A 21,702-nucleotide genomic window follows, 5' to 3' on the forward strand; every position below is an offset into this window, starting at 1 on the left:
ATCGCATATTTTACTATAACTTTAACATATGATTGTTCACTATTTGTGATTTTTTTACCTGAAATCTGAGTGATTTTTCATATATCAATGGGAAAATCAGGAATAAGGCGATGGATAGAATTTTCTACCAGCCTTTACTTCAATGATATATAATCAAAATAAAACAGACACGCTCTGGATGTTGACGGCCAATAACAAGGCTGTTTTTTTAGGCTGAAATCACTTAAGATCAGCCTGAATTCCAGTAACAGCGAAGCCTTGATTAATAATGGGGTGCAGAAAGTGGCATTGGAAAAATATCAACATTTATTATTCGAAAAAATAAAACAGCAAATATCCTCGTGGTTTGACGATCGGCCAGACGAGTTAGTTGACCATGCAGAGGTTTATCAATTCTTGCATTCAATAAAGGGCACTTCCGGAACTATACATCTTGGAGGGCTGCTGTTTGTTTCCTCCAAGCTTCTTGATCGGCTGGAAGCCAATGAAGGACTGAAATGGCAGAAGGATGACTTGAGGGAGTTTTTGTTCGAACTCATAAGTCTCAGCTATGAGTATGAACACTTCAAGGAATCCGACTATAAAAAAAATGAGCCTTGCTGCGGAGATGTGCCTTTAATCCAAATTATCGATGATGATGTGACCATGCTTATTCTTCTAAAGGAAGCTCTAGAGGATAAGGGGTGGATGGTCATGACAAACACAGAACCGGATAAAGCAGTATCACTATACTATGATCTTCAGCCTGATTGTTTGGTGATTGATGTAGATTTACCGTCAAAAAATGGCTTTCAATTATTGGAAAGTATTCAGCTGCATAACCATAAGCAATTCATCCCAAAGGTGGTCATAAGCTCCCAAATCGATCGAATTACGCGAATGAATGCTTATGAAATGGGGGCGGATGATTTCATTGAAAAGCCAATTGACATGGAAGAATTCTTAGTCAGGATTAACCGCCAGTTGCAGAGAAAGCAAATTTTTGACCAATCAGTCCTCATTGACGAATTGACTCAGGTATATAACAGGAGGTTCCTGTCCGACCAGATGGAGCGTTATCTGAAAGACTTCGAACGAACAGGCACTTCTTTTTCAGTTGGCATTCTTGATCTCGATTATTTTAAGAAAATCAATGATACGTATGGGCATCTTACAGGTGACAAAGTGCTTGAAGCCTTTGCCTTATTTTTGAAGGAACAGACCAGGAGCACTGATATTGTCTTCCGGTATGGCGGCGAAGAGTTTGTTGTCCTGTTTCCAAGAACCAATGATCAAGAAGCTGCAGAAGTGGCAAAGCGGATTCTCGAGGGGTTTTCGAAGGTCGAATTCAAAGAACAAGGACAATCCTTCCATGTCAGTTTTTCGGCAGGGATTTATATGGCCAACAATTCAACAGAGGGGAGCCTGGATATCTTAAAAAAGGCGGACCAGGCTTTATATGAGGCTAAAGAAAAAGGCAGGGCATGTGTGGAGAGTGCCAATGAAGCGATGCTGCCGGCGAATAAAATCCTCAATGTATCCGTCATTGATGATGATGCCATCATCAGAACCCTTCTCGTCCGGGTATTGCAAAATATTGATACGGACAAAGTGTTGTTAAATATTGAATCATATGAAAACGGCGAGAAATTCTTTGAGGCCGCTCGTCTTGAGGAGGAGGGAAAGCACTTCCTCATCCTTGATGGCGTCATGCCTGTCATGGACGGCATTGAGGTGCTTGGCAAAGTGAAAAGTGCTGAGAATGCAAGCCAAGTCAATGTACTGATGCTTACCGGAAGGAAGACAGAATACGATATTGCACGAGCCCTCAAGCTGGGAGCAGATGACTATGTAACAAAACCGTTCAGCATTACCGAGCTGCAGGCAAGGATTCAAAGGCTAATCCAAAGGATGTTTTAAATGGTGGAAAATGAACTTCAGTTTCTTGTTACACTTTTCTCGTTTTTAACAGGAATGCTTTTAATCATGCTTATCTATTTAATCATGAGAAAAGCAGCAGAAAACAGGCTGCGAAAAAGAGTGGAAGACTATAAACGCTCAATGAATGATAAACTCCTCCATTCGATTCTCACGGGTGACTTCCTTCGTTCATTGCAAGCCGACACGAAAGCAAAGAAGCTGGCAATAGAGCAGATGTTGAGCAATTATGCGGAAATACTTGAAGGTGATGAAGAGAAGAACAATCTGAAAAGCCTTGCGGAAGTGCTATTGAGTGACCATTACCGCAGCGGACTGCAAAGCAGTAACTGGAGCACAAGGATGAATGCACTTTTCTTTATCGAGGCATTCAGGATCGAAGATATTAAAGAAGATGTCATTGCCATGATGAAACGGAGACGGATAACAAAAGATGAAAAAATCAGGGCAATGACCATATTAGCTCAACTTCAGTCAAAGGAGATTTTTCAGTTAGTGACTGAAGAATATAAGGACCTTTCTCACCTAGAGTACAGGAATATCCTTTCTAGGCTTAACGAACGGGGATTTGATCAGTTTTTGCTTGGATACAACTCTTGTCAGGCTGAGCTTAAGTTCGCAATCCTTGATTTAGTTGGCTTAAAAAAAGACCTGAATTACCTTCAATTCGCCGAAACCGTTTTTTCTACAAGTCGCGGTGAGGAAAGAATCCGGTCTTTAAAAGCCCTCGTTTCCATTGGGTTCGTGCGAGACCTGGAAAATTATCTCCCCTTATTAAAATCGTTGAATTGGGAAGAGCGTATGCTGGCTGCAAGATTGGCAGGAACAATGAGGGTGGAGCATGCACTCCCTGATCTTGTTCAGCTTCTTCAAGACCCTTCATGGTGGGTTCGGTCCCAGGCAGGGCAGTCAATCATGACATTTCCAACCGGAAAGGAAATCCTTCAGGAAGTAATGGTTGAAAGCACAGATGCTTTTGCGAGAGATATGGCATGGGAATGGATTAATAAAGGAGTCTATCAAACATGAGTCTTCAGAACATCAGCATTTATTTTGCCTTGTTCATTATGATGTACATGATCATCGTTATATCCTTTTATTCGGTTGTCATGCTGATTTCGGTGATCCAGTTAAGAAAAGAATACAAGCTTGACCGAGAGAAATCTTTCAGTGACTATACGGAAGATATTTTTACAAAACCTGTATCAATCATCGTTCCTGCGTTCAATGAGGAGGCAGGGATTGTTCACAGCATCCGCTCGCTGCTTAGCATCAATTATCCTGTATTCGAGATTGTTGTTGTGAATGATGGGTCCTCGGACTGTACAATGGAAAGACTGATTGAACATTATGATATGAAAGAAATCAAAAAGGTCATTCGAAGACAGGTAGATTCTAAGCCTATTAAAAAAGTTTTTCAATCAAGGATGCTTCCTTCGCTTTTTTTGATTGATAAAGAGAATGGCGGAAAGGCTGATGCGCTAAATGCCGGGCTGAATTTTTCTCATTACCCATATGTCTGTTCCCTTGACGGCGACTCAGTTCTGGAAAGGGATGCATTTTTAAAGGTGATGAAACCGATCATTGATTCAAATGAGGAAGTAATTGCCTCCGGAGGCAGCATCAGGATTGCCAATGGTTGTGATATCAGAAATGGGGAAGTCCTGAAAATCGGGTTATCCAGCAATCCTCTGGTCATCATGCAGGTTATCGAATATCTGAGGGCCTTTTTAATGGGAAGAATCGGTCTTAGCCGGCATAATTTACTGTTGATCATTTCTGGTGCATTTGGCGTATTCTCAAAACAATGGGTCGTTAAGGCAGGTGGATACAGGACAGATACAGTCGGAGAAGATATGGAGCTGGTCGTCCGAATTCATAGACTGCTGAAGGAAACCGGAACGAAAAAAAGAATTGTCTATGTACCTGATCCAGTTTGCTGGACAGAGGTGCCCGAAACTATGAAGTATCTGAAAAGGCAAAGACGCCGCTGGCACAGAGGCCTGTTCGAAAGTCTTTGGAGTCATCGGAAGCTAACGCTGAATCCAAGGTATGGACCTATTGGTTTTATTTCCTTTCCTTATTTTTGGCTCGTCGAATTTTTTGGGCCGATTGTCGAATTGTCAGGATATATTTTTGTTTTCATTTCGTTGTTTGCAGGGGGAATCTATCTCGAGTTTGCAATTTTAATATTCTTACTATCTTGCCTCTATGGCTCTCTTTTTTCTGCTTTCGCCATACTGTTGGAGGAATGGAGTCTGCGAAAATATCCCAAAATATCTGCTTTGCTCAAGCTGTTCTTCTATTCGTTGACAGAAACACTTTGGTATCGACCGCTCACTGTCTTTTGGCGCTGCCAGGGGATCTGGCAAATGATCAAAGGTGAGAATGGCTGGGGAGAAATGAAACGAAAAGGTGTATCCCAATGAAATCATATATTGAGAATAAACCACAGCTGTTTGTCCTGCTGTTTGTCTTCGCGGTGTTGGCTATCCTTTCGAGTCCTTTTTGGCTATGGCAAATGAAGCCAGAGAAAGAACTTGATATCCTGATTGTCGACAAAACCGTTCCAGATAAAAGCTACCGGGAGCACAAGGGACTAACCTGGGTCTTAAATAATGAGAAATATAAGAAGACTGACGGAGGAAATTATTCTGCTGTAGATGATTATGTCGGCTTCCGTCATAAAGAGAATGATTCATTTATTGGAGAAAGGCTGCCAAGTCAGATTGACGATTTTCAGGTGATTTATCTAGCCGACCTGTATGGAGTGTATGAAGAAGAGTTCACTGGAAAAAATGAAGCCGGCAGGAAGTCGAAGCAATTATACGGCGGGCTTCAGCCAGAAGACGTAGACATACTGGAAAAAGAATTGTTCCAGGGGAATAAGACCTTGATTTCAGAATTCAATACATTTGGAAGTCCTACTGATGAAGCAGTCAGGAAGCGGATGACTAATCTGCTGAATATTAGATGGAGCGGATGGACAGGACGGTATTTTACAAAATTGGAAGGAAGCGAGGTACCAAGCTGGATCATCGGGCAATACGAAGCTCAGATGGGCGACTGGGATTTTAAAGGCAGGGGCTTTGTTTTCGTCAATGAAGAAGATTATATCGTTGTTCTAGGAAAAAATGACCTCGAAGGCGACGGAATTGATTTCAATCTTACAGACCAAGGCAATATGGCTTTCTCTTCTGAGCTCGATTCAAGCTACACGTATTGGTTTGATATCGTTGAGCCGCTGGATGAGGAGGAGGTTCTGGCCAGATACACGCTTCCGGTCAAGAAGGAATCCTTGGACAAAATGAAGGGTTACGGAATTCCTGTTCAATTTCCTGCGGTCATCCGCCATCAAAACAGACAATATACCTCCTACTATTTTGCCGGTGACTATGCAGATGAAGCAGAGGTACCCGGAATATATCAAACTTCCGGTTTATCAGAATGGAAAAAGGCGATTGGCGGCAGGAAATCTTTCTATTGGTCAACGTATGTTCCGATGGTCAAAGAAATCCTGGCAAAAGGGCTGCATGAACCTAAAGAAAATCCAAAACCAGAGGTTGTTTCCAATGGCAATGTTTACTTTAACAGTAATACCAGCAAAGATGCGATCCTAATCCAAAAGGATGGAAAATGGGAGAGTCTCCTGATTAAAGGTGTGAATATAGGGATGGGTAAGCCAGGGGCTTTTCCTGGGGAAGCTGCCATTACTAAAGAGGAATACTATCGCTGGTTCCAGATGATTGGCGGCATGAATGCCAATGCCATAAGGGTCTACACCCTCCATCCTCCAGAATTTTATGAAGCATTTTATGAATATAATAAGGCCGCAGACGAACCGTTGTATTTGTTCCATGGTGCCTGGGTGAACGAAGAATCAATTGTGGAGTCCCAAAATGCATTTTCGGTAAAAGTGATGGATGATTTTAAGCGGGAACTTAAGCAAATGGTTGATATTGTACATGGTAATGCAGAGTTGCCTCCAATAAAAGGCCATGCGTCAGGAATATACAACTATGATATTTCTCCTTATGTTCTAGGGTTCGTCATTGGGATAGAATGGGATCCCGCGGCTGTCTTGAATACGAATATTGCAAATAAGGGAATCGATCAGTTCTCCGGTACTTATTTTATGACCGAGGACGCTGAACCTTTTGAGATTTGGCTTGCAACAATGATGGAGTACACTGCTGCTTATGAAACGGCTAAGTACCAATGGCAGCATAGCATCAGTTTCACGAACTGGGTTACGACGGATTTACTGGAACACCCAAGTGAACCGCTTGAGACCGAGGATATGGTATCCGTGAATCCGAACCATATTAAAAAGAATAAAGAATTCCATGCCGGGATGTTTGCTTCTTATCACGTCTATCCGTACTATCCCGACTTCTTGAATTATGATCTGAGATACCAGCAATACAAGGACAAGAAAGGAAACACCAATCACTATGCAGGCTATTTGCATGATTTAATCGATGCTCATGAAATGCCAGTCCTAATTGCTGAATTCGGTGTCCCTTCCTCAAGAGGGCTGACACATCGTAATAAATCGGGCATGAACCAGGGCTTTTTGACGGAGGAACAACAAGGGGAGATGAACAGTAGTATGTTCAATGCCATTGTTGAAGAAGGCTCTGCTGGAGGAATCGTGTTCGCCTGGCAGGATGAATGGTTCAAGCGGACGTGGAACACGATGGATTATGATAATCCTCATCGCCGTCCTTTTTGGGCAAATCGACAGACGAATGAACAAAATTTTGGGCTATTGAGCTTTGAGCCAGGCAATAAAAGTACGGCAATTGTAGTGGACGGCAGAAAGGAAGACTGGATGAAGAAGGGCATCAAGCCGTTGATGACTTCAGAAACCGGAACCATCAAGCGTGTATTTACAGCTGCTGATGAAACTTATCTTTATTATCGTCTGGATTTTGCAAAACCGCTAGATTGGGAGAAACAGGGAAGCTACCTTTTTATCGATACAGTCCCTGGCCAGGGGCAGCAAAGATTCAAGGTTAATAGTGATGTTGAAGTGAATGCTGATTTTGGAGTAGATTTCATGGTCAAGCTTGAAGGACCAGACAAATCCAGAATCCTTGTTGACAGCCATTACGATGCGTTTTACTTCCAATATGGAAAAACGTTGAAAATGATTCCTGAGGAAAGCTATGCCCAGAGTAATAATAACGGAATCTTCCACACGATCCGCCTTGCACTCAATAAGGAAATGACCCTTCCAGCAGATGGACGGAAAATTCCGTTCCAATCCTATGAAACAGGAATATTAAAATATGGCACGGCTAACCCCGCTGATGAAAATTTTGATTCATTAACCGATATAAGTATAAGTACAGATAAAAAAACAGCAGAAATCCGCATACCGTGGCAGCTGTTGAATGTGAAAGACCCAAGCAACAAGGAAATCATGGGAAACCTTTATGAAAAAGGGCTTTCAGGGAGTAAACAAATAGAAGGGATTCGCTTTGTTGCTGCTGTGTTAAACGAAAGTGGAATTGATTCTATCCTGCCAGACAATCAATCTGACAAGCTGGAAAGAACAATTCTTTATGAATGGCAGGACTGGGAAAAGCCGAAGTATTATGAACGTCTAAAAAAGTCATATAGCCTAATGAAGGATACTTTTAAAAACGCAGGAAACAAGGGGGACAGTCAGTGAAAAGGATTTTGCTTGCAGAGGATGAAGAAATTTTAAGGATGCTCATCGTTGATACTCTTGAAGATGAAAACTATCAGGTAGATGAAGCAGCAGACGGGCAGGAGGCTTTGAGTTTCCTGAATGATGAAAAGTATGATTTGGTCGTGATCGACTATATGATGCCTTCATATTCTGGGCTGGAAGTCATCGAGAAGGTACGTCAGGGTGGAAAGAATATAGATGTTCCGATTTTGATGCTTTCTGCCAAAAGCCAGTTATTAGAACAAGAAAAAGCTATAGGGGCCGGGGCAGACTTCTTCATTGCCAAGCCTTTCAGCCCTTTAGAACTACTGGGAAAAGTGAGAGACATACTAAGTGAAAAAAATACAATTCAAAAAAAATAGCATTGTCCGTCGTTTCATTTACCTGATGAGCGTCTTTATCACCGCATTCTTGATTCTTGCAGCAATCCTGCTGTATTCCTTTTCCAACTTGAATCAAACCTATACAAACAAAAACAGGGAGCTTGAAAAGAAAGAACGGCTTGCAGAGGAAATTGGCGTAACCTTCAATGAAACAGTTTCGAATATTCGCGGATATATAGCATATGGAAATAATGAGTTGAAAGAAGCTGCCCTTTCCGGGGAACCGAAGATAAGGGATATGGCCAGTGAATTCAGAGAGATCGCGACGGACTCAAAGGACCAAGATTTCATTAACCAGGTTGATATATTTGCAGACTATTATTTTGTTTCCATTCTGCCAAAAGCTCTTGAGGATTATGAAAATAATGATGTCGAATCGGTCATTACGACAGCCAATACAGGAGCTACGAGCAGGATAAACTTTTTTAAACAGGAAATGAAGGGCTACCTCCAGGAAATCAATATTCAAATAGATGAAAACCTGGAGGAGCTGGCAAAGATCCAGGCGTATGTTCAAATTGGCTTTGTTTCTTTTGTCCTCATCTTCTTAATTGTACTTCTGCGGATTATCAGGCTGATGTTCAGTGAAATCGCCAAACCACTTGCAGGGTTTGCTGCTGCAGCGAATGAAATCGCCAACGGCAGGGAAGCGGTAATTGAAGTCAATGCAGACCGTAATGATGAACTCGGAGTTTTATCCGTTGCTTTCAATAGAATGATCGAGAGCATCCAGGATAATGAGCAAAACTTGCTGGCACAAAATGAAGAGCTGGTCGCCCAGCAGGATGAGCTTCAGGCTCAGCAGCTGGAGCTGGAGGAGGCTCTTGAAATTGTAAAAGACAATGAGCAGAAGCTTAACAGCCGGAATGAGCTGATAAACAAAATCGCCAATTCACTCGATAAGCAGGAAGTGCTTGAGAGTGCCGTCATGAATATGTGCCCGATTATAAACGCTGAAAAAGGCATTATTGCCTTCATCCATGATGATTCCTATGCTTCGTTTGGAATCTCACCAGATGGAGTCAAACAGTTTAGGGACAATCTGTTATTCAGTGGAATAGTCGAGCGCCTGCAAGTAGAAAGAAAGCCATTTGTCACGAAGCGGGAGGCTTCCAAGGAGGAAAAAGGCTTCCATATAACGAAACTGTTTTCGCACGATTTATACCTCCCAATCTTTTTATCTGGGAAAAAGCTGGTTGCCGTCATGGCGTTCAGCCGTTCTGACGCTCCTTTTGATTTTCGGATGATGGAAGAATACGAGGCACTGGCTAAAAACGTGGGAATCGCATTAGATAAAATCAACCTCTACCATAAGTCAGAAGAAGCCAGAAGGCTTAACCAGGATATCCTTGACACCATCCAGGAAGGAGTCCAACTCGTCAATACGAACGGTGAAATCCTTCAGGTGAACAAGAAGTTTTGCGAGTTGTTCGGCTGCTCGGATAAGCTCCAGGAAATAAGTGGAGGTTCATGGGATGAGTGGACGAGCCTGCTAAGCAGGTCGATTGCCGATCCCCAGTATTTTATCGAGTTTCTGAAGACAGAATTGTCCAGTCTTGAAAAAATCTCCCCAAAAGAGAGCCATTTTATTTATAAAAATAATGGCGGGCAGGTTTTTAAGGTTTATTGTGAAGGATTGTTCCATGAGAATATAAAGTTGGGTACCATTTTTGTCCATCGCAACATAACGAAAGAGTTTGAGGTGGACAGGATTAAATCCGAATTTGTCAGCACAGTCAGCCATGAGCTGAGGACGCCGCTAGCAAGCATTCTAGGCTTTACAGAATTGATCCTGACGAGAGAATTGAAGCCTGACCGCCAGAAAAAGTATTTATCCACGATCTACAATGAGGCTGGACGGCTAACTGCCTTAATCAATGACTTCCTTGATATCCAGCGGATGGAATCAGGAAACCAAGGTTATGAGAGACAGCAATTAGAATTACTTCCAATCATCCAGAAGGTAGTCGAGCTTCAGAAAATCCACTCAGATAAACATGATTTAATTCTTGAAGTGATTGGAGGAAGCGACAATGTGTTAGGGGACCCGGAGAAATTGGAACAGGCCCTTACCAACCTTGTCCATAACGCGATAAAATACTCACCAGAAGGCGGAGAAGTCAGGATTACCCTTTTCGAAAAAGACAGCTTTGTGACCATTCAAATACAGGATGAAGGTCTAGGCATTCCTCCTGAAGCGATTGATAAAGTGTTCGAAAAGTTTTATCGAGTCGATAACTCGGATCGAAGGTCGATAGGCGGCACGGGACTGGGCCTTGCGATTGTCAAAGAAATCGTCCATGTCCATGATGGCAGCATAAATGTAGACTCGGAATATGGAAAAGGCAGCACTTTTACCATATCGTTGCCGGTACTACCTGCACTATCTGCAGTAACCAGCAAATAGAAGAAAGGCGGCTAATGAAGCCGCCTTTTATTTTGCGTAAAGGGGAGTGTAAGAACGTCGTGCTAAAGAAATGATTGCAAATCCTAATAGAAGAGCTCAAATAACTTTTCGTAAATCATGCTGTACCGATTCAAACTTAGGCAGCAAGAGTGGGATATGAGAATCGGAGCTCGTTTGCTAATTTCTGTTGCAAGCGGATTATTGGATGGCCCTCATGGCTTGGCGATATACTATTTTTACAAAAGTACTTCAAAGGAGGCACTGGAATGGCAAAAACCTCATTAACACTTTTCACGCGACCAATGTGAACAGACTGCCAGGATGCGAAGGAGTTTCTCTCGCAGAAAAATGTACCATATGAAGAAATCAATGTTCAGGGTGAGCCTGAAAAGGATAAAAAGCTCAAAGAATTAACAGGTACTGTCATTGTCCCTGCGTTTATTTTTACAAGTACAAAGCTCTTGTTCATGAAAGATAAAAAAGTACTGATTGGATTTGAAAATAACAGAAGTGAAATTGAAAAGCTTGTTGGAAGCTTATAATCTAAATACTAAATAACAAAAAGCCATCCAAAGTGATGGCTTTTTGTCATTTTATTAATTTTTTAAGTGACATGGAACCATATTGTTGTTCATAAATTATTATATATTAATCTTGAATGGGGGAGGGGAACGGGTTTAATTCCGAGTTGACTTATAAGAATACATGAATTATATTATTTGAGAATGATAAATTAGGAGGGAAATTCAGTGACCACTGGACTTGTTATTTTAAATATTGCAGTTATGCTAGGCATCATTGCCGTTCTTTTTTACATGCAAAAGAAGCATGTATCATTTTCTAAACGAGTATTCATTGCACTGGGAATTGGAATTGTTTTCGGTTTTGCATTGCAATTCATTTATGGAGCGGGATCTGAGGTCATCACGAAAAGTGCTGACTGGTTCTCGATTGTGGGAAGCGGTTATGTAAAGTTCCTGCAAATGATCGTTATGCCGCTAGTATTTATATCCATTCTGGCTGCTTTCACGAAGCTTAAGCTGACCAATAACATCGGTAAAATCAGTACATTGATTCTCGGCCTGCTGGTAGGCACAACTGCTGTTGCCGCCGCGGTTGGAATTGCTACTGCTGTTGGTTTTGACCTTGAAGCAGTTCAGATCACACAGGGGGAAGCGGAACAAGCACGTGCTGCAAAGCTTGAGGAAACCTATGGTGGAATCGAAGGGCGTACGATGCCGCAGCAAATTCTTGATCTATTGCCTGCTAACCCATTCCTTGACTTCACGGGTGCACGCCCAACGTCTACAATTTCTGTCGTTATTTTCGCAGCATTCTTAGGAATCGCTTTTCTTGGAGTCAGAAGAAAGTCTCCTGATCAGGCAGAGCTTTTTGCCAAGATTGTTGATGCTTTCTATGCAGTCATCATGAGGGTGGTCACGCTGATCCTGCGTCTGACTCCATATGGTGTTCTTGCCATCATGACAAAGACTGTTGCCTTAAGTGATTTCGACGCAATCTTGAAACTAGGTAAATTCGTAGCTGCTTCATATGTTGCTCTTGCAATCATGTTCATCATCCACTTGTTATTATTGACGATTGCTGGCTTGAATCCAGTCACATATATTAAAAAAGCATTTCCTGTTCTCGCGTTTGCTTTCACTTCAAGAACGAGTGCTGGGGCCTTGCCTTTAAATATTAAAACGCAGCGCTCGCTTGGAGTACCGGAAGGAATTGCGAATTTTGCCGGTTCCTTCGGATTATCTATCGGACAAAACGGCTGCGCTGGCATTTATCCAGCGATGCTTGCCGTCATGATTGCGCCGACAGTAGGTGTTGACCCATTAACACCATCATTCATCGCAACATTGATAGCAATTGTAGCCATCAGTTCCTTCGGCGTAGCCGGAGTCGGAGGCGGGGCAACGTTTGCAGCGTTACTTGTGCTCTCTGCATTGAACATGCCAGTTGCCCTTGCCGGCTTGCTGATCTCAATCGAACCTCTGATTGATATGGGACGCACTGCAGTCAATGTCAGCGGTGCGATGACATCCGGCATCCTGACAAGCAGAATCACAAAAGAAATCGATTCATCAGTCTATACAGATATGAATCAAAAAATTGAAGCCGAAGCTTAATTAGAAAAGCGTAAGCGCCTTGGTCAGCCCCGAAATCGAAAAGTATAGCCGACTGCTCAGAAACGCAGAAACTGGAGACCCGACAAAGAAGCGCTTTTTGCTTCTGCCGGCGGAGTTGGAGTTTCGGAGTTTCTAGGAGGCGAAACTAGACAAATCGAAATGCGGAAGCGTCTCGAGGAGTTAGGAGCCGCAGCTAGACATGCGGCTCGAGAGGCTAGGCGCTGAAGCTAGACACTAATTTTAGTGCAAAAGTTTATTCTTAATAAAGTAATATCAAAAGCCAGCCAAAGGATATTTTGGCTGGCTTTTCTAATGCATTGGATCTGTCCAGGATATGAGGAGCAGTGACAGATGGTTCGGCTCCTTAATAAACATTAGATTATAGTACTATCTCTTTTAATCACACACAAAGATGTCATCAAACCTACACATGTTATTGTCAGCAGAGAGTACATGAATTTTTCCATTCCGATCACTTTTAACCCTGACAAAACCACAAGGCCATCTATCATGAAAATCAAGAGTCCAACATTCAAAGATGAAAATTTATGGATCAACTGGGCTAACAGGTCAGTTCCGCCAGTGCTTGTTTCATAGCGCAGCATCAAGCCGATTCCGCAGCCGACTAATAGGCCGCCTATGATCGCACTTGGCAAAATGCCTATGTGCAGCCCTTGTTCCACTGGAGCGAACAAGTCGATGAACAGGCTTGATATCAACAATCCGTGCAGACTATGAAAAAAGTATTTTCGCTCCAGTATCCAGGCCAGTAAGTATAATGGAATACTTAGAAAAATCATGGTCAAGCCAGTCGGCCAGCCATAGAAATAGTGCATGATTAAACCGATACCGATCATTCCGCCGTCGAGTAGATGGTGAGGCACAAGAAAGCCATTGACTCCAACCCCCAGTAACATACTTCCAACAAACACCGCGAGAATCTTACCTGTCATCCGATATCACCAGCCTTGTCCTTCTCCCATTATTTCTATGTAAAAAGACAAGTGTTAGAACAATCTATAAAAAAAGAACCCGCTGTAAGGCGGGTTCCGGTTTAGTGTGGCAAGAAAGCAAGCTGGTAAAAGAACAGCACTGCAAAAACGTAAAGCAGCGGGTGAACATCACGCCATTGTCCTTTCACTACTTTCAGTAAAGGATAGGAAATGAATCCAAGCGCGATGCCGGTTGCGATGCTTGATGTAAGCGGCATGCTCAAGATGATCAGGAAAGCAGGGAATGCTTCGTCAAGCTCGTCCCAGCTGATTTGTGAAATACTGCCCATCATCAAGCTTCCGACAATGATCAGTGCCGGAGCAGTAATTGCTGACAATCCGGAAACTGCACTGACAAGCGGTCCGAAGAATGCAGCGAGGATGAAAAGCCCAGCCACTGTAAGGGAAGTGAGGCCTGTACGTCCTCCTGCTGCAACACCTGATGATGATTCAATATATGCCGTCGTCGGACTTGTTCCGAACATAGCACCAGCGGCAGTTGCGATCGAGTCCGACAGCAATGCTTCTCTTGCACGCGGCATTGAATTTCCTTTCATCAAGCCTGCCTGGTGGGCTACACCGATCATTGTTCCAGTAGTATCAAAGATTGTCACCAGGATAAAAGAAAAGACAACTGCGTATAAGCTGTTTTGTACAACATCCATCAATGCTGTCCATGGATTCAGGACAATCATGCCTTCAGGAAGTGATGGCATAGACATGAAACCTTCTTTGAAGTCCAATTGGCCAGTGAAGAAGGCGATCAATGCAGTGACAACCATTCCCAGGAACAATGCTCCATTCACTTTAAGCACCATTAAGACAAGCGTGACCGCAAGACCAATCAATGCCAGCACTGCAGATGGGGAATGCAGATCCCCAAGGCCTACCAAGTTCGATGGGTGGTCGGTGATGATTCCTGTAAGACGCAAACCGATGAAAGCAATAAAAAGTCCAATACCTGCGGTGATTCCGTGCTTTAAGTTGGCTGGAATAGCTTCAATCAACTTTTCACGGAATGGAGTCAGTGACAGGATGACAAATATTAAACCCGCGATGAAAACCGCAGCGAATGCTGTCTCATATGAAATGTTCTGGTTGTTGCCAACAACAGAGTAGGCAAAGTAAGCGTTCAGCCCCATACCAGGAGCGATCGCGATTGGATAATTAGCAAATAAGGCCATCCACAGCGTACCGATTACAGCAGCGATGATTGTCGCTGTAAAAACTTGCTCAAAGGGAACGCCGGCATCAGCCAGGATGATAGGATTGACGACAACGATATAGACCATTGTGAAAAAGGTCGTTAAACCGGCAATCATTTCTGTTTTTACATTCGTGTTGTTCTCTTTTAATTTAAACATGAGTTCCTCCAAAAATACGAACGATTTTAAACACAATAAATATATTATTCGTTTTTAGCTTATATTACAAGTGCGGATTTAAAAAAAAAAGGATTTTTTTAATTAGTATCACACTAATAAAGCATTTTAAGCAATTAAAAAAGGACTCAAGTGAGTCCTGAATCATATTCTAGATTTGAAGTAATCTTTCGTAAGCCATAACCCGCCAATATATAGCGCCAATGCAAAATAGGCAGGCAGCAGGTGGATAAAATCAATGTAACCTATATAAAGGTGCGTGAAAATTCCTGCTGTAAAAGCGGGAATTCCTCCAATCAGGAAGGTTCTCCATACCCAGACAGACCCTTCATGGAATCCCCATAGCGACAGAGTTAGTACAAGTAAGCCAACACTGAAGAGTGCGCTGCCAAAGCCTGCGCGGTCATGTGCGATGACTGGGATCAGTTTTTCGTTCAGTTCATTCAATTGGTCTGGTGTCATGCAAATATATTTCAGGTCGGTATCAACAAAGACATATGTCGCCCCAATTGTCGATATTACGAACCCGCCTGCCACAAAGGAGAAACCAAGGATGACAAACAATAACTGGCCATATATGGCTCTCTTCCAGGATGAATGGTTTGTACGGTTTTTTGACGAAGGTGATTGATTTGCTGAGCGTGTTTTTATGTAGCCCATGAGGTAAAAAGGCAGCAAAATGAGCCAGAACAAACCGTGCAGCCAGTCGAAATAACCGAATCCAAGAAAAAGCATGATCCCCAGGAATCCAGTAATCGCCCCGATATTGAAAGCTCTTTTTGCCCAGTGGATTCCATAGCGGATGCCATGGCGCGCAAGCTGCATATAGATGAAGCCCCCGGAAATCATCGTCCCGGCGAGTGTCATCCTGTCATGTGACATGAATTTATAAAGATTGGGATTATAGGCCATCAATTCAAGCCGGGTAATTTGCAAGAATGCTTCATCATAGAAGAGGATGACCTTCGTGAAACTAAAGAATAAGACCAAGGCTCCTCCAAGCAGTATGAAAAGTCCGAACAGCCAATACCAGATCCAGCCAGGAAGCTCTTTCCTCTCGTATCCTAGTTCGTCAAGAAGCGCTTCATTAATTCTTTTTGGCAAACCTGGTCCTGATGCGACATAGCCCCCTGATAAAAAGACTAGTTCCGCACCTGCCTCAAAAAGGGCGAGCGCATCGGCGGGTTCAGCAACGCCTCCAGAGGTAACGACCGGTAAATTAATTTCATTTTTTATCATGTGAACAGCATGGACTATTCTATCTGTTTGTCGGAGCGGGAGGATTTGTTTGCCGTCCGTTAAAATAAATTCTTCTTTAATCATGATTCCGTCTACAAGTCGACTTGCTGATTGAAGCTTCAAGAGATTGTCAGCAACAGACGAATGCCTAATAGCTAAAAGAACAGGCTTGTTTTCAAGAACCTTTTTTATATGTATGAGATCATTAATGCTCTGGATTAAATCTAATTCGATTATGAAGGCATCGCCAACATCTTTTAAATGCTCCGCAATGATTAGCGGTTCCTCAAGTCGGATCATGACTGGCACTGTCTGTGATTTTGTTAGTTTGTTTTTCGTGGCGGAATGTCCAATTGTCTCGGCATATTCAGGCAGGATCAAGGCATCTTTTGTTTTTGAAAGACATGCTGCTGTTTCAGGCTCTCTCGGAAATTTGGTGATGGGACCAACTTCAATGGCACCAAAGCCAAGATTCGGGAAGGCGTGGATTCCCGATAATTTCGGGTCAATCTTCCCGCTTAAGCCAACCGGGCTTTTGAAAAGAATCCCAAACAGATTGCGTGACAATTTTTCCGAGGGTGACATATGTCCAAGAAACTCGATGAAGGGCCTGCCCCCTGGAAGCTGTGAAAGGATGGACATTCCACGGTGGATAAATTCACGTCCTGCATTTCCGGGCAGAATGGACAGCCATGGTTTAAATAAAGGGTGATATGACCAATCAGGCATAATGACCTCCTGAATTTATGGTTTTACTTTTATTTTAACGTAATCTTACCAATTACGTGGCAATCGGGCATATATAATTTTCAGGAGCGAATAAAAAGAAATGCTTCTAGCTAAAATAGGGGAGAAAATTGATTGCGGAGGTAAGAATATGGATTTGAATCGAGTAAAACAAATATTGTCATCGTCTGCAGAAATAGATGTTACTTATAATGGTGCATCCGTGTGGATTGATCATTTGAATGAGGATGGACGCACTGCGACTGTTCATCTGCGCGGACCGCTGGAAGAAAGGACAACTGTGGAGATTACCGAGCTGCAGGAAAGGTCTTAAGCAGCGACTAAAATAAGGTGGAGGAACCTCCTTATACGAACACACTTACCGCCGTAATGCAAAATAGTGTACGGCGGTTTTTTCCTATGGCACAATATTTATAATACCTATAGTGGTTTATCTGCCATGAATGAGAGGTATTTTTTAAAATCGAAAGGAGAGATGAACATGTTCCATCATACTATTGAAGTGGACAAGTCAATGAATGAAGCAGTATCTGCACTTGAAGCAAGCTTGAAAAATGAAAAATTTGGTGTACTTTGGTCTCTGAATATGAAGGAAACATTAGCTGGTAAAGGTGTGGAACTTGACGGTGACTATATCATCCTGGAAGTGTGCAACCCGCATGAAGCGAAAAGAGTACTTGAAAAGAATCCTATTGTAAGCTATTTTCTCCCTTGTAAAATTGTAGTATATAAAGATAATGGTATAACCAAGGTTGGCCTTCCGAAGCCAGCGGAACTGATTAAATTTGTTGAAAATGATGATTTACAAGCAATCGCCGCAGATATTGAAAAAAGGCTGATTGGTGCAATTGACGATATTAAATAATTTTAAACCACAAGTCCGGGATTCTGTCCCGGGCTTTTTTACGTTCGAAAAATAAAGATAAGCCCATTTTTAAAAAAAGTATTGTCCGGCTGTTTAGGACAAATTTTTGCCGGGAACTTATAGATTAATCAACACGGAAAATTTCGGCCGATGAGCCGTTTATATAGATTTTGCGGCTGTCGGTCTGGCAGCCGTTTTGATTTGTATTTGGCTTCCCTGAGAGCTAAAATGGATAAAAAAGGAGGGGGATTTATGGCGAGCATATTCGATACGATTAACTTACATAATGGAGTGAAAATGCCAGCTTTTGGTCTCGGTGTCTATAAAGTCGAGGCAGGTGAACAAATCGAAGAAACGATCCTAACTGCGCTTGATATTGGTTACCGGCTAATAGATACAGCTTCTTTTTACCAGAATGAAGAAGGTGTTGGTCAGGCCATCCGAAACAGCGAGATACCAAGGGAAGAATTATTTATCACAACGAAGGTCTGGAATTCGGAGCAGGGCTATGACAATACGTTGAAGGCCTTCGACGATAGCATGGAGAAATTAGGGCTGGACTATCTGGATCTCTATCTTGTCCACTGGCCAGTAAAAGGCAAATATTTAGAAACATGGCGTGCTCTTGAAGAGTTGTATCGCAAAGGAAGGGTGAGGGCGATTGGTGTCAGCAATTTTAAAATACATCATTTGAAAGACCTTCTGGCCCATGCCAGTGAAAAGCCGGTTATCAATCAGATAGAGCTTCATCCGTTGTTGTCCCAGGTTGAACTGCGTGAATTCTGTCAGCAAAATGATATTAAAGTAGAAGCATGGTCACCATTGTCCAGAGGGAGATTCTTTGATGAACCTGTGCTCGGTAAGATTGCGGAACAGTACGGAAAGACCCCTGCCCAGATCATTTTAAGGTGGCACCTGCAAAATCAAATTATCCCGATTCCTAAATCTGTCACACCTTCAAGGTTAAAAGAAAATGCCGATATTTTCGATTTCCAGCTGAGTCAAAAAGAGCTGGAAAAGATAAATGGACTTAACAAGGACCAACGATTTGGAGGAGATCCTGATCATATTGATTTTTGAAGCAGTTAAAACAGCATCCAATTATGGAGTTTTTAAAATGAAATTTTTTCACAATGATGGACTGAATTCCAATCAGTCCGTTTTTTATTTAAAGAAATGGATACATTAAAAGAAAGAGGAAACTGCGTGCTGACAATTGTTAGGGCTTAATTAAATCCAGGAAGGTTTTAAAATAATCTATGGGTGGTAATGTAGTTGTACAAGCAGAAAACAACAAGATTCAACTTCTTAGAATACTGCTTGTTAGACTGCAGAACCCCTTGGTTTAACACCATGGAATTTGAGGTAATATAAGGTTAGAGCAAGCTGTTTAGCTCCCGGGAAGCAATGAAAATCAGCATAGCTAATTTTACATCACTGCAGTTTGAACTCTTTAAAAGGGTGTAAAACCCCTTAGCACTATTACTACTTGTAAAATACATCTACATTTTAAGGAGGAAAAACATTATGATGAGTTTTCTTTGGGCATTAATTATTGGTGGTATTATTGGGTGGTTAGCAGGATTGATTATGGGCAGAGATATTCCTGGTGGCATCATCGGTAACATCATTGCTGGTTTCGTAGGTGCTTGGATTGGACAGGCAATCTTAGGAAACTGGGGACCTGTCGTTGCTGACTTTGCAATTATCCCGGCATTGATCGGTGCGATTGCATTAGTATTCATCGTCAGTCTTGTAATGAAGAGCATGAGTAAAGCTGACTAATAAGAAAAATCCTTCCGACTTCGGAAGGATTTTTTTGTGGGAAAATTTAAAGGCGTATCCTTAAATCTCATACGGATCAATATTAATAAATATCGGTGAATGGTCGATAAAAGGTGCGTGGCAGATAATTTTTTCCTGTGTAAACGGATGGGTGAATTCCATTTTTACCGCATGCAGTGCTTGTCTGTGAAATGCATCGCTTCCGCCGTAAAGGCTGTCCCCAGCGAGTGGATGGCCTATAGTGCTGAAATGCACCCGAATTTGATGAGTCCTGCCGGTATCCAGTATACATTGGACAAGGGTCAGGTTTTCCTTTTTCGTTTGATCCAATACTTTAAAATGGGTGATGGCCTGTTGGCCTGTCTCCGAAACTCTTCTTCTTGTTGGATGATGCCGGTCGCGGCCTATTGGTTTATTGATTGTTCCTTTTTTCTGTCTGATGACTCCGTCAGCCAACGCCAAATAGGTTCTTTTAATGGCACGTTCCTCAAGCATTTTATCGAGGATAGCTGTTATTAGCGGGTATTTGGCAAATAGCACAGCACCTGTTGTGTCCCGGTCAAGCCTGTGTATATGACGTGGGCGGGTAATCTCTCCATTTGACTGCATATGGAAAGCGGCCGCATTCGCCAGAGTGCCACCCTGGCCGCTCTCATTTGGGTGGGTGTCCATTCCTGCCGGTTTATTGAATACAATCAGATGGTCATCCTCATAGATGACATCAACATTCAAGTATTCAGGGCTGACAGTTACCTCTTCTTCAGCAAAAAGCTTCATGCTTAAGCGATTATTTTTTTTGAGTGGGTGTGTCCAATCGGGAATTTGTCCGTTAATCAGGACGTTCTTTTCCATCCTTAAGTGATGGACCAATTTTTTCGGGGCTTTCCAAAAATCCTTGAAAAGAGTTTCAAGAGTGTGTCTTTCCCATTCAACGGGAATGACCAGTTCAAACCATTCGGCTTTTTTGTTAGTTTGAATCATATTTGTCTCCTGACTTGTTTGTTTATTTTTATTGTTGCTTAACGAAAACAGCCTTCTAAACAACTCGTTTACAATAGAGAGGAATCTGTCAACTTTTACCGCATGCATGGGCATAATTACCACCCAGTTAAATGGAATGGATATGTTATTCTAGGTATATATATTACGAATAGATTACAAAAGGGTATAAAAAGGTGGGTCGAACATTGAAAATTGTTTTTGCGTCTACACCCGGACAAGAAGAGAAAGTAATAGAACTGGCAAGGTATTTTTACACAGATATTTTTCCATTGTACTTTTCGGATGAAGACATTCATGAATTTGAAAGGCTTGAAGTATTACATACAAGACCAGAACAGTTCGAGAGATTCAGTACACTCGGAGATGCCTTTAAGGTGATCACAAGCATGCAGACATTGATCTCTATTTTGGAGTCTGGCCATATTCCTGGAAAATATCAGTCGATGTTCCGCAAAAATGTGCAGACATTGACAGACTACGGAATTTGTTTCCCATTTAATTACAGTCAATTTTCTGACTCCAAGCATGTTCATCTAGATTATATCAGTACTTATACGAAAGCCGCCAATAGACTGTTACTATAAGTACTGCACTGTTGTCGGACAGTCGCCAATTGGAAACATTCAATATCTAACCTAAATGAAAACGCCTGCGATTCGCAGGCGTTTTGACGTTATTCTAAAGTGTTTTCATTGAACCAATTTTCAAAAGTCGCTTCTTCCTGGTAGCCAACGATCCTGTTGATTTCTTTTCCATCTTTGTATTGTACAATTGTTGGAGTCGATTCGATACCAAAATCATTCCATCCTTGTTCAAACTCCAGAAGGTTGTATTGTACGAGATCAACACCCATATCCTCTGCTAGAGGGGCAACGACTGGAGTGGTCCGGACGCAGTGAGGGCATGTAGGACTGTGGAAATAAACAGTAACATCCTCACCGTTTTCAATTTTTTCCTTTAGATTTTCAGGCAAGATGATATTTTTATAGTTCGGATCATCCAGCTGTTTGACGGTTTCTGGGTGAAGTGTATCTTTCCCATATGGATTTCCCTCTGCCTTTTCCTCATTTTGCGCTTTATTTACCAAAAATAATGCTGCGAATAATCCAATGATAATTAATAAAAAAATAATAACCTTTTTCAA

17 protein-coding genes and 1 pseudogene are annotated in these 21,702 nt (G+C 42.2%); 13 read left to right on the forward strand and 5 right to left on the reverse strand.

Annotation, left to right across the window (positions count from 1 at the left end):
* The first annotated feature begins 282 nt into the window (after positions 1-282).
* The 8 genes and pseudogenes from DYI25_RS00255 (at position 283) to DYI25_RS00290 (ending at position 12,546) form a co-directional block, all read left to right on the forward strand.
* Complete coding sequence (locus DYI25_RS00255) at positions 283-1,899, forward strand: diguanylate cyclase (protein ID WP_342032459.1); 1,617 nt, start codon at positions 283-285, stop codon at positions 1,897-1,899.
* Entirely contained in the window at positions 1,900-2,946 is a 1,047-nt protein-coding gene (locus DYI25_RS00260) for a HEAT repeat domain-containing protein (RefSeq protein WP_213365506.1), read from the forward strand.
* Positions 2,943-4,346, forward strand: a complete 1,404-nt coding sequence (locus DYI25_RS00265) for a glycosyltransferase family 2 protein (protein WP_213365509.1) — start codon at positions 2,943-2,945, stop codon at positions 4,344-4,346. The genes DYI25_RS00260 and DYI25_RS00265 overlap by 4 nt, the downstream gene beginning before the upstream one ends.
* Positions 4,343-7,597: a hypothetical protein gene (locus DYI25_RS00270; RefSeq protein WP_213365512.1), complete on the forward strand. Its 3,255-nt coding sequence runs from the start codon at positions 4,343-4,345 to the stop codon at positions 7,595-7,597. The genes DYI25_RS00265 and DYI25_RS00270 overlap by 4 nt, the downstream gene beginning before the upstream one ends.
* Positions 7,594-7,980 carry a response regulator transcription factor gene (locus tag DYI25_RS00275; protein ID WP_213365515.1) on the forward strand — a complete coding sequence of 129 codons (387 nt, stop codon included), beginning with the start codon at positions 7,594-7,596 and terminating at the stop codon, positions 7,978-7,980. Before DYI25_RS00270 ends, DYI25_RS00275 begins: the two co-directional genes overlap by 4 nt.
* The gene (locus DYI25_RS00280; protein ID WP_213365518.1) at positions 7,952-10,408 is read left to right on the forward strand and encodes an ATP-binding protein; all 2,457 of its coding nucleotides are present in this window, start codon (positions 7,952-7,954) and stop codon (positions 10,406-10,408) included. The genes DYI25_RS00275 and DYI25_RS00280 overlap by 29 nt, the downstream gene beginning before the upstream one ends.
* Positions 10,409-10,731: 323 nt before the next feature.
* Positions 10,732-10,950 (forward strand): annotated as a pseudogene (locus tag DYI25_RS22780) (glutaredoxin family protein); the annotation flags it as partial.
* Between the two features lie 243 nt (positions 10,951-11,193).
* The gene (locus DYI25_RS00290; RefSeq protein ID WP_249745319.1) at positions 11,194-12,546 is read left to right on the forward strand and encodes an L-cystine transporter; all 1,353 of its coding nucleotides are present in this window, start codon (positions 11,194-11,196) and stop codon (positions 12,544-12,546) included.
* A gap of 374 nt (positions 12,547-12,920) precedes the next feature.
* On the opposite strand, the gene DYI25_RS00295 is transcribed toward DYI25_RS00290, so the two are convergent.
* The 3 genes from DYI25_RS00295 to DYI25_RS00305 form a co-directional block, all read right to left on the reverse strand.
* The gene (locus DYI25_RS00295) at positions 12,921-13,499 is read right to left on the reverse strand and encodes a YitT family protein (RefSeq protein ID WP_213365524.1); all 579 of its coding nucleotides are present in this window, start codon (positions 13,497-13,499) and stop codon (positions 12,921-12,923) included.
* A 101-nt stretch (positions 13,500-13,600) separates the two neighbouring features.
* Positions 13,601-14,902 carry an NCS2 family permease gene (locus DYI25_RS00300; RefSeq protein ID WP_213365527.1) on the reverse strand — a complete coding sequence of 434 codons (1,302 nt, stop codon included), beginning with the start codon at positions 14,900-14,902 and terminating at the stop codon, positions 13,601-13,603.
* A gap of 162 nt (positions 14,903-15,064) precedes the next feature.
* Positions 15,065-16,888, reverse strand: a complete 1,824-nt coding sequence (locus DYI25_RS00305; RefSeq protein WP_213365530.1) for a dihydroorotate dehydrogenase — start codon at positions 16,886-16,888, stop codon at positions 15,065-15,067.
* A 148-nt stretch (positions 16,889-17,036) separates the two neighbouring features.
* Between DYI25_RS00305 and DYI25_RS00310 the strand changes: the two genes are divergently transcribed.
* From DYI25_RS00310 to DYI25_RS00325, 4 genes are all read left to right on the forward strand, one after another.
* Positions 17,037-17,219: an H-type small acid-soluble spore protein gene (locus tag DYI25_RS00310; RefSeq protein WP_213365533.1), complete on the forward strand. Its 183-nt coding sequence runs from the start codon at positions 17,037-17,039 to the stop codon at positions 17,217-17,219.
* 168 nt (positions 17,220-17,387) lie between these two features.
* A complete protein-coding gene (locus tag DYI25_RS00315) occupies positions 17,388-17,771 on the forward strand; it encodes a DUF302 domain-containing protein (protein WP_213365536.1) in 384 nt (127 codons plus the stop codon).
* A 252-nt stretch (positions 17,772-18,023) separates the two neighbouring features.
* Positions 18,024-18,851: an aldo/keto reductase gene (locus DYI25_RS00320; RefSeq protein ID WP_213365539.1), complete on the forward strand. Its 828-nt coding sequence runs from the start codon at positions 18,024-18,026 to the stop codon at positions 18,849-18,851.
* Positions 18,852-19,301: 450 nt separating this feature from the next.
* Positions 19,302-19,556, forward strand: a complete 255-nt coding sequence (locus tag DYI25_RS00325; RefSeq protein ID WP_213365543.1) for a GlsB/YeaQ/YmgE family stress response membrane protein — start codon at positions 19,302-19,304, stop codon at positions 19,554-19,556.
* Positions 19,557-19,616: 60 nt separating this feature from the next.
* Here DYI25_RS00325 and DYI25_RS00330 read toward each other — a convergent pair whose 3' ends face one another.
* On the reverse strand, positions 19,617-20,537 hold the full coding sequence (locus DYI25_RS00330; RefSeq protein ID WP_213365547.1) for an RluA family pseudouridine synthase: 921 nt from the start codon (positions 20,535-20,537) through the stop codon (positions 19,617-19,619).
* Positions 20,538-20,743: 206 nt separating this feature from the next.
* Here DYI25_RS00330 and DYI25_RS00335 point away from each other — a divergent pair, with 206 nt between their 5' ends.
* A complete protein-coding gene (locus DYI25_RS00335; protein WP_213365550.1) occupies positions 20,744-21,142 on the forward strand; it encodes a YhcU family protein in 399 nt (132 codons plus the stop codon).
* A gap of 89 nt (positions 21,143-21,231) precedes the next feature.
* Here the strand turns inward: DYI25_RS00335 and DYI25_RS00340 are convergent, their stop codons facing one another.
* Positions 21,232-21,702 (reverse strand): thioredoxin family protein, encoded by a 471-nt coding sequence (locus DYI25_RS00340; protein WP_213365552.1) that lies wholly within the window; start codon positions 21,700-21,702, stop codon positions 21,232-21,234.

Source organism: Mesobacillus boroniphilus, assembly GCF_018424685.1.
Taxonomy (GTDB): Bacteria; Bacillota; Bacilli; order Bacillales; family Cytobacillaceae; genus Mesobacillus; species Mesobacillus boroniphilus_A.

What these genes read in the sequence shown, in the direction of transcription:
- DYI25_RS00300 (WP_213365527.1), bottom strand. Translation starts at nt 14,902, where the DNA reads ATGTTTAAATTAAAAGAGAACAACACGAATGTAAAAACAGAAATGATT.
- DYI25_RS00290 (WP_249745319.1), top strand. Translation starts at nt 11,194, where the DNA reads ATGCTAGGCATCATTGCCGTTCTTTTTTACATGCAAAAGAAGCATGTA.
- DYI25_RS00270 (WP_213365512.1), top strand. Translation starts at nt 4,343, where the DNA reads ATGAAATCATATATTGAGAATAAACCACAGCTGTTTGTCCTGCTGTTT.
- DYI25_RS00310 (WP_213365533.1), top strand. Translation starts at nt 17,037, where the DNA reads ATGGATTTGAATCGAGTAAAACAAATATTGTCATCGTCTGCAGAAATA.
- DYI25_RS00260 (WP_213365506.1), top strand. Translation starts at nt 1,900, where the DNA reads ATGGTGGAAAATGAACTTCAGTTTCTTGTTACACTTTTCTCGTTTTTA.
- DYI25_RS00320 (WP_213365539.1), top strand. Translation starts at nt 18,024, where the DNA reads ATGGCGAGCATATTCGATACGATTAACTTACATAATGGAGTGAAAATG.
- DYI25_RS00325 (WP_213365543.1), top strand. Translation starts at nt 19,302, where the DNA reads ATGAGTTTTCTTTGGGCATTAATTATTGGTGGTATTATTGGGTGGTTA.
- DYI25_RS00265 (WP_213365509.1), top strand. Translation starts at nt 2,943, where the DNA reads ATGAGTCTTCAGAACATCAGCATTTATTTTGCCTTGTTCATTATGATG.
- DYI25_RS00330 (WP_213365547.1), bottom strand. Translation starts at nt 20,537, where the DNA reads ATGATTCAAACTAACAAAAAAGCCGAATGGTTTGAACTGGTCATTCCC.
- DYI25_RS00295 (WP_213365524.1), bottom strand. Translation starts at nt 13,499, where the DNA reads ATGACAGGTAAGATTCTCGCGGTGTTTGTTGGAAGTATGTTACTGGGG.
- DYI25_RS00305 (WP_213365530.1), bottom strand. Translation starts at nt 16,888, where the DNA reads ATGCCTGATTGGTCATATCACCCTTTATTTAAACCATGGCTGTCCATT.
- DYI25_RS00315 (WP_213365536.1), top strand. Translation starts at nt 17,388, where the DNA reads ATGTTCCATCATACTATTGAAGTGGACAAGTCAATGAATGAAGCAGTA.